We start from the raw sequence: 11,783 nt of genomic DNA on the forward strand, positions 1-11,783 counted from the left end.
CTGCTCAACCTGACGAGATCTCGTGACCCCCGCAGCTATGACCGGACATCGTCCCCGCCGCCAGACCCCGCGTGGCCCCTTCGTGCTCGACATCCGCGAGCTCGGCCGTCGGCCCGGGTCGATGCGGCCTGTCCGCACGCAGGTGCCGGCGGCCCACGACATGGGGACGCCGATGCTGCGGGTGCCGGCCGGCGGGCTGGTCAGCCTGGACCTGCGGCTGGAGTCGGTGCACGAGGGCGTCCTGGTCAGCGGTACCGCGTCCGCCGACCTGGTGGGGGAGTGCGCGCGCTGCCTCGACGAGGTCCACGACGAGGTCACCGTCGAGGTGCGCGAGCTGTTCTACTACCCGGACCGGGCCGAGGAGATCGACGACGAGGAAGAGGACGTGCTCGTCGTCGTCGATGACCACGTCGACCTCGCGCCGGTGGTGCGAGACGCGCTGGTCCTGGACCTGCCGCTGTCGCCGCTGTGCGACCCGGACTGCGAGGGCCTGTGCGTCGACTGTGGCGTCCGGCTGGCCGACGTCGAGCCTGACCACTCCCACGACAGCGCCGACCCCCGGTGGGCGGCACTGTCAGCACTGACCGAAGCTGGAACCGCCGGCGACGCCGCCGCGCGGGAGACGAAGGAGAAGTCCTAGTGGCCGTCCCGAAGCGGCGGATGTCGCGCAGCAACACGCGTTCTCGGCGCTCGCAGTGGAAGGCTGTCCTTCCCGCCCTGTCGAAGTGCCCGCGTGGCCACGTGATCCGGCAGCACAACGCCTGCCCGACCTGTGGCCGGTACGGCGACCGACAGGTGCTCGACGTCTGATCTCGACGTGACCCGCGTCGCCGTAGATCTCCTCGGGGAAGGAGCCCAGCCCGAATCGGTGCTGGACTCCCTTCCCGCCGCCCTGGACGCCGACCCCGAGCTGGTCGTGACGCTTGTCGTCCGACCGGGCTCGACGACCGACGACCTGGCCGGCCGAGGCATCGTGACCGGCGACCGGGTGCACGTTGTCACCGCCGCTCGGGGCATCCCCGCCGGCGCTGGCGCGGTTCGCGACGTGCGGGCCCGTCGGGACAGTGGCGTGCGTGTCGCCGCCCGGCTGGTCCGGGACGGCAAGGCGGACGCGATGGTCTCGGTGGCTCCGCTGGAAGCGATCGCCGCCGCCGCCCAGTTCACCTTCGGGCTGCTCCCGGGAGCGACCAGGGCCTCACTCGCGGCCGTCGTCGACGTCAGTCGTCCGGGTGACCCGGCCGGCGTCGTGCTCTGCGACGCCGGTGGCTCCGTCGACGTGACCTCGGACGACCTGGCCCAGTTCGCGCTGGCCGCGGCGGCCTACGCGCGGGTCCGGGCCGGCGCGGGTGAGCCTCGGGTCGGCCTGCTCGCCGCCCGTCCGGCGCTGCCGGACACGGTGCGCCGGGCCGCGCACGAGCTGCTCGGCTCGCTGGGCATCGACTACGTCGGCCAGGTGGACGCGGGGTCCCTGGTCGCCATGAACGGATCGGACCTGCCGCGCCCGGACGTGGTGGTGACCGACGGCTTCACCGGTGACGTCGTCCTGTCCTGCCTGCGCGCCGTGCGGGCAGCGGCCGCGACGGCCGGCCCGGACGCTTCCGGAGGACTGGACCCGGCCTGGCGCAGTCCGGCCGGCCCTGATCTGCAGGGGGGGACGATCGTGCTGGGGGTGGACGGCGTCGCGGTGCGCGCGGGCGATCCGGTCGGCGGTCCGGACGACCTGTCCACGGGTCTTCCCGCGGCGTTGGCGACCGCGGCGACCGTGTTCCGTGACGGGCTGGTCGGCCAGATCCGCGCCGAGCTCGCGCGGCTGGTCGCGCGGCGCCGGGCACTCGCGGGGTTGTCGCTGTGAGCGCGGGAGCGGGCGAGCGCCGCGGTGCCGGGCCGGAGCGGGCCAGGGACTCCGCCAGCCGCGGCGCGGCGGTGATCGAGCTGCGGGCCGGTCTGCTCGCCGCCCTCGGGCTGAGTCTTGGCCCGGACCTGCTCGACCGGGCCCTCACCCATCGCTCGTACGCCTACGAGAACGGCGGGCTGCCGACCAACGAGCGGCTGGAGTTCCTCGGCGACGCCGTCCTGCAGCTGGTGGTCACCGACGCCCTGTACAACCGCCACCCCGACCTCCCCGAGGGAGCGCTGGCCAAGCAGCGTGCCTCGGTGGTGAACAGCCGTGCGCTCGCCGACGTCGCGCGGGTCATCGGGCCCAAGGGAATCGGGCCCTACCTGCTGCTGGGTAAGGGCGAGGAGACGACCGGCGGGCGCGACAAGGCGAGCATCCTGGCCGACACGCTGGAGGCGCTGATCGGCGCCGTCTACCTGGAGCTCGGGCTCGAGGTCGCCGCGCAGCTGGTCCACCGCTACTTCGACCCGCTGCTCGACGAGGCCGCCGGCCGCGGTGCCGGGCTCGACTGGAAGACCTCGCTGCAGGAGCGCACCGCCGAGCTGGGGATGGGCCCGCCTGACTACGTCGTGACGGACTCCGGTCCCGACCACGCCAAGCGGTTCACCGCCCGCGCCCGGATCTCCGACCGGATCTACGGCGAGGGCGAGGGCGGGAGCAAGAAGGAGGCCGAGCAGCGGGCCGCCGAGCGTGCGTTCCTCGCGCTCGAAGGCCGATCGGCGGCGGGCGCGGCCGAGCCCGCGGACGCCGCGGCGGACCTGAGCGCCGCGCCCGGCGAGCTGGTCGACGGCCAGGCGGCTGACGGCCAGGCGCCGGGCCAGGCCGGGCCAGGCCCCGCCGACGTGAGCGCCCAGTCGGCCGAGGCCGCCACGCTGGAGCCCGAGGGCGCGCCCGCGCTCGATCCGGGCTAGGACGTGCCCGAGCTCCCCGAGGTGGAGGTCGTCCGGCGGGGCCTGGAACGCGGCGTAGTCGGCCGGACCATCGCCACCGTCACCGTGCTGCACCCACGGGCCGTGCGCCGCCACACCGGCGGTGCGGCCGACTTCGCGGGCGTGCTGGTCGGCCAGACCGTCACGGCCGCCCGACGCCGCGGCAAGTACCTGTGGCTGGCGCTGTCCGCAGACCCGGACCGGGGCCCAGCGCCGCATCCCGAGCCCGCCGGCCTCGCCCCGGCCGCCGCGCCGCTACCCGCCGGGCCGCGTGACGGGGACGCGCTGCTGGGGCACCTCGGCATGAGCGGGCAGCTGCTCGTCGTGCCACCCAGCGCCCCGGACCAGACGCATCTGCGGATACGGCTCACCTTCACGGACGGCGGCCGTGAGCTGCGCTTCGTCGACCAGCGGACGTTCGGGCACATGCTCGTCGACGAGGGGGGAGCGGCGCTGCCAGCCCCGATGGCGCACATCGCCCGTGACCCGCTGGATCCGCTCTTCGACGACACCGCCTTCGTCGCGGGCCTGGCCGCCCGGCGTACCGGGCTCAAGCGGGCGCTGCTGGACCAGGGACTCGTGAGCGGGATCGGCAACATCTACGCCGACGAGGCGCTGTGGGCGGCGCGGCTGCACTACGCCAGGCCGACCGAGACCCTGCGCGGGACCGACGCCCGTCGCCTGCTGGCCGAGGTGCGGACCGTGCTGACGGCGGCGCTCGCGGCCGGCGGGACGTCCTTCGACCGGCTCTACGTGTCGACCGAGGGCGTGAGCGGGCTGTTCGAGCGGGAGCTCACCGCCTACGGCCGGGCCGGCCTGCCGTGCTCGCGCTGCGGCAGCCCGATCCGCCGCGACTCCTTCATGAACCGTTCGAGCTTCAGCTGCCCCACCTGCCAGCCCGCCCCCCGCAACGCCCGCTACTAGCGCTGGCGCGGCGGCGACACGCGAATCGGGGGGTGTACCCCCCGACCGTGGCAGAGTCCCGTCGAGGCTGACACTGGGGGCACGGGTGGCCTGAGGGTCATCCCGGGCGACGAAGGAGACACCCCATGAACTCGGATGCCCTGCTCGGGCGGGTGCGCAAGCTTCTCGCGATGGCCGAGGCGGAAGGGCTGACCGACGCGGCCCGCGAGACGTACAACGCGAAGGCCGCCGAGCTGATCGCCCAGTACGGGATCGACCGGGCCCTGGTCGAGGAGGCCGGGCCGGCCCGGGTCGCGGCGGCGGACCTCGTGCTGGAGGTCCACCCGCCCTACGCCCGGGACAAGATCAGTTTGCTGGCCAGCATCGTGGCGCCGCTCGGCTGCCGGCTGGTGCACCGCACGGAGCGGCGCGCGGGTGCCACCGCGCACTGCGCGCACCTGTTCGGCATGGACGCCGACCTGACCAGGGCGCAGCTGCTGTTCACCTCGCTGCTGGTCCAGCAGGCCCACGGGCTGGCCGTGGCGGTGCCGCCGCCGTGGGAGGACCCACGGGCGTTCCGCCGGTCCTGGATGGCCGGGTTCGCGGTCGCCGTGCGGCAGCGGCTGTCCGCGGCGGAGCAGGCCGCGCGGTCGGCGGCCGAGCCGGCGGCGAACACGGGGACGTCGGTCGCGCTGGTGCTCGCGGACCGGTCAGCCCGGGTCGATGAGCACCTGGCGAGCGTCTACCCGCGGCTGCGTTCGGCCCGGGGCCGCCAGCTGTCCGGCTCCGGTGGCCGGGCCGGTTTCGACGCCGGCCAGCGGGCCGACCTGGGCACCCAGTCCCGGGTCGGCGCCACGCCGGCCCCCCGAGCCCTCGGCTGATCCCGCGAGGCGGGACCGCCTTAGTCGATCTTGCCGCCGGGAAGGTTCGGGGCGCCGGTCTGGGTCGGGCCGGCGGTGTGCGGAGGCGCGTAACCATCGCTGGGCGCGGGTACGGCGTTCGGGTTGCCGTAGGGCGTGGCCGTCGGCCCGTTCTGGATGGTCGCCTTCGGGACCGGAACGGCGCCGCCGTCCTGGGAGAAGTTCTGCCCGCAGCCGGCAAGCAACAGCGCCGAGCTGAGGGCACCGACGGTGACGGCCGCGGCGGCGGCTCGCCGGCCGAGCCGGGCGGGCCGCGCGGCACGCCGGACCAGGCTGCTGGGGAGGAAGGATGTCGTGTTCACGATGGCTCAGTACCCTACCGTGCCGATGAATGACCTTCCTCAGATGCCGACGCCGCCGAGCCAAAGCGCGACGTCGGCCACAGTCGGTGGCGGCTCGGCCGGGTCAGTCGAACCGATTCGACTGACCGCGTCCGTGTTCGGCCTGGTGCAGGGCGTCGGTTTCCGGGACTACGTGCGCACGAAGGGCCGGCGGCTCGGGCTCGTCGGCTCCGCGACCAACCGGCCGGACGGGGGCGTCGACGTGATCGCCGAGGGTCCGGCCGAGGGCTGCGACGCGCTGCTGGAACTCCTAGTAACCGGGCACACCCCGGGGCGGACCGATCGGGTAGAACACGCGATCGGTCCCGCCGTGGGCGGGCTGGCCGGCTTTGTCCGCCGCTGAACCCGCTAGACCCCCGATGACCTGGACAGATAGTCCTGCCCGCGACCCCGGATCGAGGCCGAAGTTTCCTGTGTTCCAGGGACGGTCGGCGTGAGCTGTGGCATGCTCTTGACTTTCGGTGACGGGGTGTGAGAGGCTTAGGTCATTCTTTGGGGCGTACTCCGCCCACGTGTGCGGCGCGAGTTGACGCACATCGGAGGAGCAGACCAGCGGTGGAGTTGCATCGTTGGTTGGATGGGACGGCCTCACCGGGATTCGTCCCGGTTTTGTCGCGCCCAACACCCCGCAAGGTCACTCATCGTGGAGGACCATCACCATGGCGAAGGCCCTTTTCGGCCACGTCGGCTCCGGCAACGACCTCCGGCTCTCGTACGAGGTACGTCGGCTTCGTGCCCGCGTAGCCGAGCTCGAGACCGAGCTCGCCCGCACGCGTGCCGTCAACGACGCGCTCGTTGGCGTTGACGTCCCGGAGGACGTCCGCGAACTGGAAGCAGAGCCCGTTCTGACCTGACCTGAGCGGCGGATCCTGCTTGCCGGCTTTGGCCGGTTCGCCGGTCCATCGACCCAGTTGTCTCACGAGGGCCCTGCGTTCCGAGGCTGAGATTCCTCGACCAGGCGGCGTGCCGTTCGCACCGTCAGGTCATGACGGCCGACGGGCCCTCTGGCGGACCTTGCCGTCGACCCGCGCCTTCCACCCCGACTCCCGGCGAGAGCCTGGTCTCGGCGTGGAAGGTGCTGCTCGGCGTCCCACACCCTTGGCTGGTGGCCGGGCGGTCGAGCCGCTTCGCCATGCCCACTGATCGGACCGACCGGGTCGGTCAGGCGCAGGGGTTCAGCTTGGCCTGCCCGGAGCGGGTTGGGGAGTGGTCTCCTCGTTGGCCTCCCGTCGCCAGCGGTGGTCCGTCCCGGCGTACCCGCCTGTGCTGGGTCATACCTTTGTCGCTGACCGCCAACGCCCACGGCTCCCACAACTCTTTCCTGCCTGGTCAGATCGTGTTCAACGCCAGGTCGCCGGTCGTTCGCTGATAATGCCGGGTTCCGTTGGCCTTGGCACGTTTTTTTCGCCGGCGTGTTGGGGACCGCCGCGCCGGGCCCGGTGAACATTGGGTCGTCGAGGTCCGAGTGGTGGTCTCGCGCACACTATCGCGTTCTGTCACCACTTCCCGCGCAGCGGCGTGTCCCGTTCGTGACAGTGAGTTCGCGGCTATCGTGGGCCAGCGGCTCGAAACCCGCCACGGGCGGCGTTGGCCCGGTTGATCCCTGACCGGTCGCCTCGTCGCCCGGCGTGCCGGGTTCGCCGCGGGGAAGCGACCCACGTCGCGCTCCGCGCCGGTCGCGCCGCCCGTCACGACCGTCGCCATCGCCGCGGAGACCCGTGTACCTCAAGAGCCTGACATTGCGGGGCTTCAAGTCCTTCGCGAGTTCGACCACGCTGCGCCTCGAGCCCGGGATCACCTGTGTGGTGGGCCCGAACGGCTCGGGCAAGAGCAACGTCGTCGACGCGATGGCCTGGGTGCTCGGCGAGCAGGGCGCGAAGGCGCTGCGCGGCGGCACCATGTCGGACGTCATCTTCGCCGGAACCCCGTCGCGCCCGGCCCTCGGCCGGGCCGAGGTGCTCCTCACGATCGACAACTCCGACGGCGCGCTGCCCATCGAATACAGCGAGGTCACCGTCGGCCGGCTGATGTTCCGCAGCGGGCAGAGCGAGTACACGATCAACGGCACGTCCTGCCGGCTGCTGGACATCCAGGAGCTGATGAGCGACTCCGGCATCGGGCGTGAGCTGCACGTCATCGTCGGCCAGGGCCAGCTCGACGCGGTGCTGCACGCGAGCCCCGAGGAGCGCCGGGCCTTCATCGAGGAGGCGGCCGGCGTCCTGAAGCACCGCAAGCGCAAAGAGAAGGCGCTGCGCAAGCTGGAGGCGATGGCGGCCAACCTGACCCGGCTGACCGACCTGTCGGCCGAGCTGCGCCGCCAGCTGGGCCCGCTCGGCCGGCAGGCCGAGATCGCGCGCAAGGCCGGCGTCATCCAGGCCACCCTGCGCGACGCCCGGCTGCGGCTGCTCGCCGACGACCTCGTCACCGCCAGGGTGGAGCTGGCCGCGGACATCGCCGACGAGGAGACCGTCCGCGCCAAGCTCACCGAGACCGAGGGGGCCCACGCCGCCGCGGTCGAGCGGGAGGGCGCCCTGGAGCAGGAGCTGGCCCGGCTGGTGCCGCGGGCCGCCGCGGCCCAGGAGACCTGGTACGCGCTGTCCGGGGTCCGCGAACGGCTGCGTGGCACCGGCCAGCTCGCGTCCGAGCGGGCCAGGCTGCTGCGTGCCGGCGCCCAGGCCACCCGCGGCGGGCGTGACCCGGAAGAGCTGGAGCAGGAGGCCGCTGCCGTCCGGGAGCGGGAGGCCGCGCTGCTCGTCCGGCTCGACCGGGACCGGGACACCCTGGCCGACGTCGTGGACCGCCGGTCCGAGCTGGAACGGGCCCTCGCCGCCGAGGAACAGGCGCTGCTCGCCGCCACCCGCGCGGCCGCGGCCCGGCGCGAAGGCCTGGCGCGGCTCGCCGGCAAGGTCGAGGCCGCCCGTTCCAGGGCCGCCTCCGCCGAGGCGGACATCGTCCGGCTGACCGAGGCCCTGGACGCGGCGCAGGCCCGCGACGCCGAGGCCAGCGGCTCCCGGTCCGCCCTGGACACCGAGCTCGCCAGGATCGAGGCCGAGCGCGAGGAGCTGGCCGACCGGCACGAGTCCGCCGTCGCCCTGCACACCGCCGCGAACGAGCGGCTGGAGGCGCTGCGCTCGGCCGAGCGGGCGGCCGACCGGGACCGGGCATCCGCCGCGGCCCGCCGCGAGGCCCTCTCGCTGTCGCTCTCGCCGGCAGACGGCGCGGCGGCGCTGCTCACCGCCACGGCCGGTCCGCGGGAGCCCGGCGCGGCCGAGCGGACCGGGTCCGACCGGGCCACAGCTGGCAAGCCGGGCGGCGGCAAGCCGGCCAAGGGAAAGGCCCCGGCCCCGGTCCCGGACCCGCCTGACACCCCGATCCAGGTCGTCGGCCGGCTCGCGACGATCCTCGCGGTCACCCCCGGCGCGGAGGTGGCGATCGCCGCCGCCCTGGGCCAGGCGGCCGACGCGCTCGCCGTCGGCTCCGTCGACGACGTCGTCACCGCGCTGCGGTGGCTGCGGTCCGCCGAGGCCGGCCGGGCCGCCTTCGTCCCCGCTTCCCCGGCGCCGCCCGCCCCGGCCAGGCCGACGGAGCTGCCGTCCGGCGCGGTCGCCGCGCTCGACCTGGTCCGGGTGGTGGACGACCGGTTCGCCCCGGCCGTCGCCGCGATCCTCGGCGCGGTCGTCGTCGTCGACGACCTGTCCGACGCCGCGAAGCTCGCCGGGCTGCGTCCCGATCTCGCGATGGTCACCCGCGACGGTGACGTGCTGGGCCCGCCCGCCGCCATCGGCGGCAGCGCGCACGCGCCGTCGCTGCTGGAGCTCGCCGCCGCCGCCGACGAGGCCGCCGCCGCGATGGACACGGCGGCCGCGAAGGCCGACGCCGCCCGCGTCGCGATGGAGCCGGCCCGCGAGGAGGTCGCCAGGACGCGCGCCGCGATCGACGCGGCCAGCTCCGGGCGCTCGGCCGCGAACGGGCGCCACCGGGCGCTGACCGAGCAGCTCGCCCAGCTCGACCGGGGCCGGGGCTCCGTCGCCGGTGAGATCAGCCGGCTGGAGCGCAACCGGCTCGCCGCCGAGGCGACCCGCGACCAGGCCTACGGCGCCCTGGGGGAGCTGGAGGCCCAGCTGTCCGCGAGCGACGAGGAGCCCGACGAGGAGGACCTTCCCGCGGACGAGCGGGACCGGTTGGTCGCCGCCACCTCCGCCGTGCGCGGCGAGGAGGTCGAGGCCCGGCTCGCCGTGCGCACCGCCGAGGAGCGGGCCCGTGGCCTCGCCGGCCGGGCCGACGCGCTGGTCCGCCAGGCCACGCAGGAACGGACCGCCCGCGCGGCCGCCGCCAGGACCCGGGCGCTGCGCGAGCAGCAGGCGAAGATCGCGGCCGCGGTCGCCGCCGTCGTCCAGGACGCGCTCGCCGCCTGCGAGACGTCGCTCGCCGCCGCCGCGGCCGAGCGCGAGCAGACCGACGCGGCCCGACGGTCCACCGACACCGAGCTCGCCGGGGTCCGCGACCGGGTCCGGGCCTACGCGGCGGCGCTCGCCGCGCTGCGGGACGAGGCGCACCGCGACGAGCTGGCCCGCGAGGCCAAGCGGCTGCGCTCCGAGGCGCTGGAGGCCAAGTCGCTGGAGGAGCACGGCATCGCGGCCGACGACCTCGTCGCCGAGTACGGCCCCGAACTGCCGGTTCCGCCGGACGAGGAGGGCGGCGCGACGCGGCCCTTCGACCGGACCGAGCAGGCGGCGCGCCTCGCGACGGCCGAGAAGCAGCTGACCAGGCTCGGGAAGATCAACCCGCTGGCGCTGGAGGAGTTCGAGGCCCTGCAGGAGCGGGCCGCGTTCCTCTCGGCCCAGCTGGACGACATCAAGAACACCCGGCGGGACCTGCTGCTCGTCGTCGACGAGGTGGACTCGCGGGTGCGCGAGGTGTTCGCCGCCGCGTTCCACGACACCGCGCGTGAGTTCGAGATCGTCTTCGACACGCTGTTCCCCGGCGGCGAGGGCAAGCTGGTGCTCACCGATCCCGACGACATGCTGGCCACGGGCATCGAGGTCGAGGCCCGGCCGCCGGGCAAGAAGGTCAAGCGGCTGTCGCTGCTGTCCGGCGGCGAGCGCTCCTTGACGGCGCTCGCGCTGCTACTGGCGATCTTCCGGGCCCGCCCGTCGCCCTTCTACGTGCTCGACGAGGTCGAGGCGGCGCTCGACGACCGCAACCTGGGCCGGCTGCTGAACGCCGTCGAGGGCCTGCGGTCGAAGTCCCAGCTGATCATCATCACCCACCAGAAGCGCACGATGGAGATCGCGGACGCGCTGTACGGCGTGTCGATGCGCGGCGACGGCGTGACCACGGTGATCAGCCAGCGCCTCCGCGAGCGCGCCTCGGCTTGAGGCGAGCGTGCCCTGGTGGGCTCCAGCTCCTCGGGACTGGAAGGATCGGGTTGTGGAGTACGTCTACCTGATCATTGCGATCGCCGTCGTCCTGTTCGCCACGACCGGTGCGCTGGTCGGGAACACCGTGCGTCGGCGCCGCCGGCTGCCGCCTGCCCGGACCGGCGCCGAGACGCCGCCGGCCGTCGAGAAGAGCGCCGTCGAGCAGGCGGGCAGCGAGCCGGCTAGCGGTGTCGGCCTGCTGGAACGACCGGCCGCTCCGGCGGCGCGCACCGCGGCCGACGAGACGGACGTCGTGGCCGCGCCGCCGGCACACGAGGTGCCGGCTCCGTCCGCGGGCCGGCTCGTGCGGCTGCGGGCCCGGCTCGCCCGTTCGCAGTCGTCGTTCGGCCGCGGCCTGCTCGCGCTGCTGTCGGGTGACGACCTGACCGACGAGGACTGGGACGACGTCGAGTCGACGCTGCTGCTCGCCGACGTCGGCGTGACCGCGACGAGCGAGCTGGTCGCCGCCCTCAAGGAACGCACCGCGGTCCTGGGCGCGCGCAGCTGGTCCGACGTGCGGGACATGCTGCGCGACGAGCTGCTCGCCCAGATCGGCACGACGGCCGACCGGTCGCTGCGCACCGCCGCCGACGGCCGGCCGGGCGTCCTGCTGGTGGTCGGCGTCAACGGGACCGGCAAGACGACCACCTGCGGCAAGATCGCCCGGTTGCTGGTCGCCGACGGGAAGTCCGTCGTGCTCGGTGCGGCCGACACGTTCCGCGCCGCCGCCGCCGACCAGCTGGAGACCTGGGGCGGCCGGGTCGGCGCGGTCACCGTGCGCGGGGCCGAGGGCGGCGACCCGGCGTCGGTCGCGTTCGACGCGGTCAAGCGTGGGATCGCGGACGGCGCCGACGCCGTCGTCATCGACACCGCCGGCCGGCTGCACACCAAAGTGGGCCTGATGGACGAGCTGTCGAAGATCAAGCGGGTCGTCACCAAGCAGAGCCCGGTTGACGAGGTGATCCTCGTCCTCGACGCGACCACCGGGCAGAACGCGCTGGTCCAGGCGCGGGTCTTCACTGAGGCCGTCGACATCACCGGCGTCGCGCTCACCAAGCTCGACGGCACCGCGAAGGGCGGCATCGTGATCGCGGTGCAGCGCGAGCTGGGGGTCCCGGTCAAGCTGGTCGGGCTTGGCGAGGGCCCGGACGACCTCGCGCCTTTCGAGCCGGAGGGCTTCGTCGACGCGCTGCTGGGCGACCCCGTCCGATAGGCACCGACGGCGGTCGGTGCGGGCCGCCTCTGCTGGTGTGCGGACGATTCGGCGGATGTGTCCTGGGACACGCCGACGTGCCCGCAGGCCTTTCCATCGACCGGGATCGCGATCTAGCATTTTCCGGCGGTCTTCTTTGGCCCGCTGACCGCGCCACGCA

The 11,783-nt window shown here is 74.3% G+C and carries 11 protein-coding genes; 10 read left to right on the forward strand and 1 reads right to left on the reverse strand.

Annotated features, from left to right (window positions below):
- Window positions 1-37: 37 nt before the first annotated feature.
- The 6 genes from FRAEUI1C_RS05300 (at window position 38) to FRAEUI1C_RS05325 (ending at window position 4,610) form a co-directional block, all read left to right on the forward strand.
- Window positions 38-640, forward strand: coding sequence for a YceD family protein (locus FRAEUI1C_RS05300; protein WP_041258892.1), 603 nt, complete (start codon window positions 38-40; stop codon window positions 638-640).
- On the forward strand, window positions 640-810 hold the full coding sequence (gene rpmF / locus FRAEUI1C_RS05305) for a 50S ribosomal protein L32 (protein WP_013422250.1): 171 nt from the start codon (window positions 640-642) through the stop codon (window positions 808-810). Before FRAEUI1C_RS05300 ends, rpmF begins: the two co-directional genes overlap by 1 nt.
- Window positions 811-817: 7 nt before the next feature.
- The gene (locus tag FRAEUI1C_RS05310; RefSeq protein ID WP_041258894.1) at window positions 818-1,852 is read left to right on the forward strand and encodes a phosphate starvation protein PhoH; all 1,035 of its coding nucleotides are present in this window, start codon (window positions 818-820) and stop codon (window positions 1,850-1,852) included.
- Window positions 1,849-2,808: a ribonuclease III gene (rnc, locus tag FRAEUI1C_RS05315; RefSeq protein ID WP_013422252.1), complete on the forward strand. Its 960-nt coding sequence runs from the start codon at window positions 1,849-1,851 to the stop codon at window positions 2,806-2,808. Before FRAEUI1C_RS05310 ends, rnc begins: the two co-directional genes overlap by 4 nt.
- A 3-nt stretch (window positions 2,809-2,811) precedes the next feature.
- Complete coding sequence (gene mutM / locus FRAEUI1C_RS05320; protein ID WP_013422253.1) at window positions 2,812-3,750, forward strand: bifunctional DNA-formamidopyrimidine glycosylase/DNA-(apurinic or apyrimidinic site) lyase; 939 nt, start codon at window positions 2,812-2,814, stop codon at window positions 3,748-3,750.
- Between the two features lie 125 nt (window positions 3,751-3,875).
- Complete coding sequence (locus FRAEUI1C_RS05325) at window positions 3,876-4,610, forward strand: DUF2786 domain-containing protein (protein WP_013422254.1); 735 nt, start codon at window positions 3,876-3,878, stop codon at window positions 4,608-4,610.
- Between the two features lie 20 nt (window positions 4,611-4,630).
- Here the strand turns inward: FRAEUI1C_RS05325 and FRAEUI1C_RS05330 are convergent, their stop codons facing one another.
- Complete coding sequence (locus FRAEUI1C_RS05330; RefSeq protein ID WP_013422255.1) at window positions 4,631-4,951, reverse strand: hypothetical protein; 321 nt, start codon at window positions 4,949-4,951, stop codon at window positions 4,631-4,633.
- 25 nt (window positions 4,952-4,976) lie between these two features.
- Here FRAEUI1C_RS05330 and FRAEUI1C_RS05335 point away from each other — a divergent pair, with 25 nt between their 5' ends.
- From FRAEUI1C_RS05335 to ftsY, 4 genes are all read left to right on the forward strand, one after another.
- Entirely contained in the window at window positions 4,977-5,333 is a 357-nt protein-coding gene (locus tag FRAEUI1C_RS05335; protein ID WP_232425302.1) for an acylphosphatase, read from the forward strand.
- A 316-nt stretch (window positions 5,334-5,649) separates the two neighbouring features.
- Entirely contained in the window at window positions 5,650-5,844 is a 195-nt protein-coding gene (locus FRAEUI1C_RS05340; RefSeq protein ID WP_013422257.1) for a hypothetical protein, read from the forward strand.
- A gap of 864 nt (window positions 5,845-6,708) precedes the next feature.
- Window positions 6,709-10,368: a chromosome segregation SMC family protein gene (locus tag FRAEUI1C_RS05345; RefSeq protein ID WP_013422258.1), complete on the forward strand. Its 3,660-nt coding sequence runs from the start codon at window positions 6,709-6,711 to the stop codon at window positions 10,366-10,368.
- A 52-nt stretch (window positions 10,369-10,420) separates the two neighbouring features.
- On the forward strand, window positions 10,421-11,623 hold the full coding sequence (ftsY, locus tag FRAEUI1C_RS05350; protein ID WP_013422259.1) for a signal recognition particle-docking protein FtsY: 1,203 nt from the start codon (window positions 10,421-10,423) through the stop codon (window positions 11,621-11,623).
- Window positions 11,624-11,783 lie beyond the last annotated feature (160 nt).

The sequence above is a fragment of the Pseudofrankia inefficax genome, from assembly GCF_000166135.1.
Classification (GTDB): domain Bacteria; phylum Actinomycetota; class Actinomycetes; order Frankiales; family Frankiaceae; genus Pseudofrankia; species Pseudofrankia inefficax.

What these genes read in the sequence shown, in the direction of transcription:
- FRAEUI1C_RS05300 (WP_041258892.1), top strand. Translation starts at nt 38, where the DNA reads ATGACCGGACATCGTCCCCGCCGCCAGACCCCGCGTGGCCCCTTCGTG.
- FRAEUI1C_RS05325 (WP_013422254.1), top strand. Translation starts at nt 3,876, where the DNA reads ATGAACTCGGATGCCCTGCTCGGGCGGGTGCGCAAGCTTCTCGCGATG.
- FRAEUI1C_RS05335 (WP_232425302.1), top strand. Translation starts at nt 4,977, where the DNA reads ATGAATGACCTTCCTCAGATGCCGACGCCGCCGAGCCAAAGCGCGACG.
- FRAEUI1C_RS05340 (WP_013422257.1), top strand. Translation starts at nt 5,650, where the DNA reads ATGGCGAAGGCCCTTTTCGGCCACGTCGGCTCCGGCAACGACCTCCGG.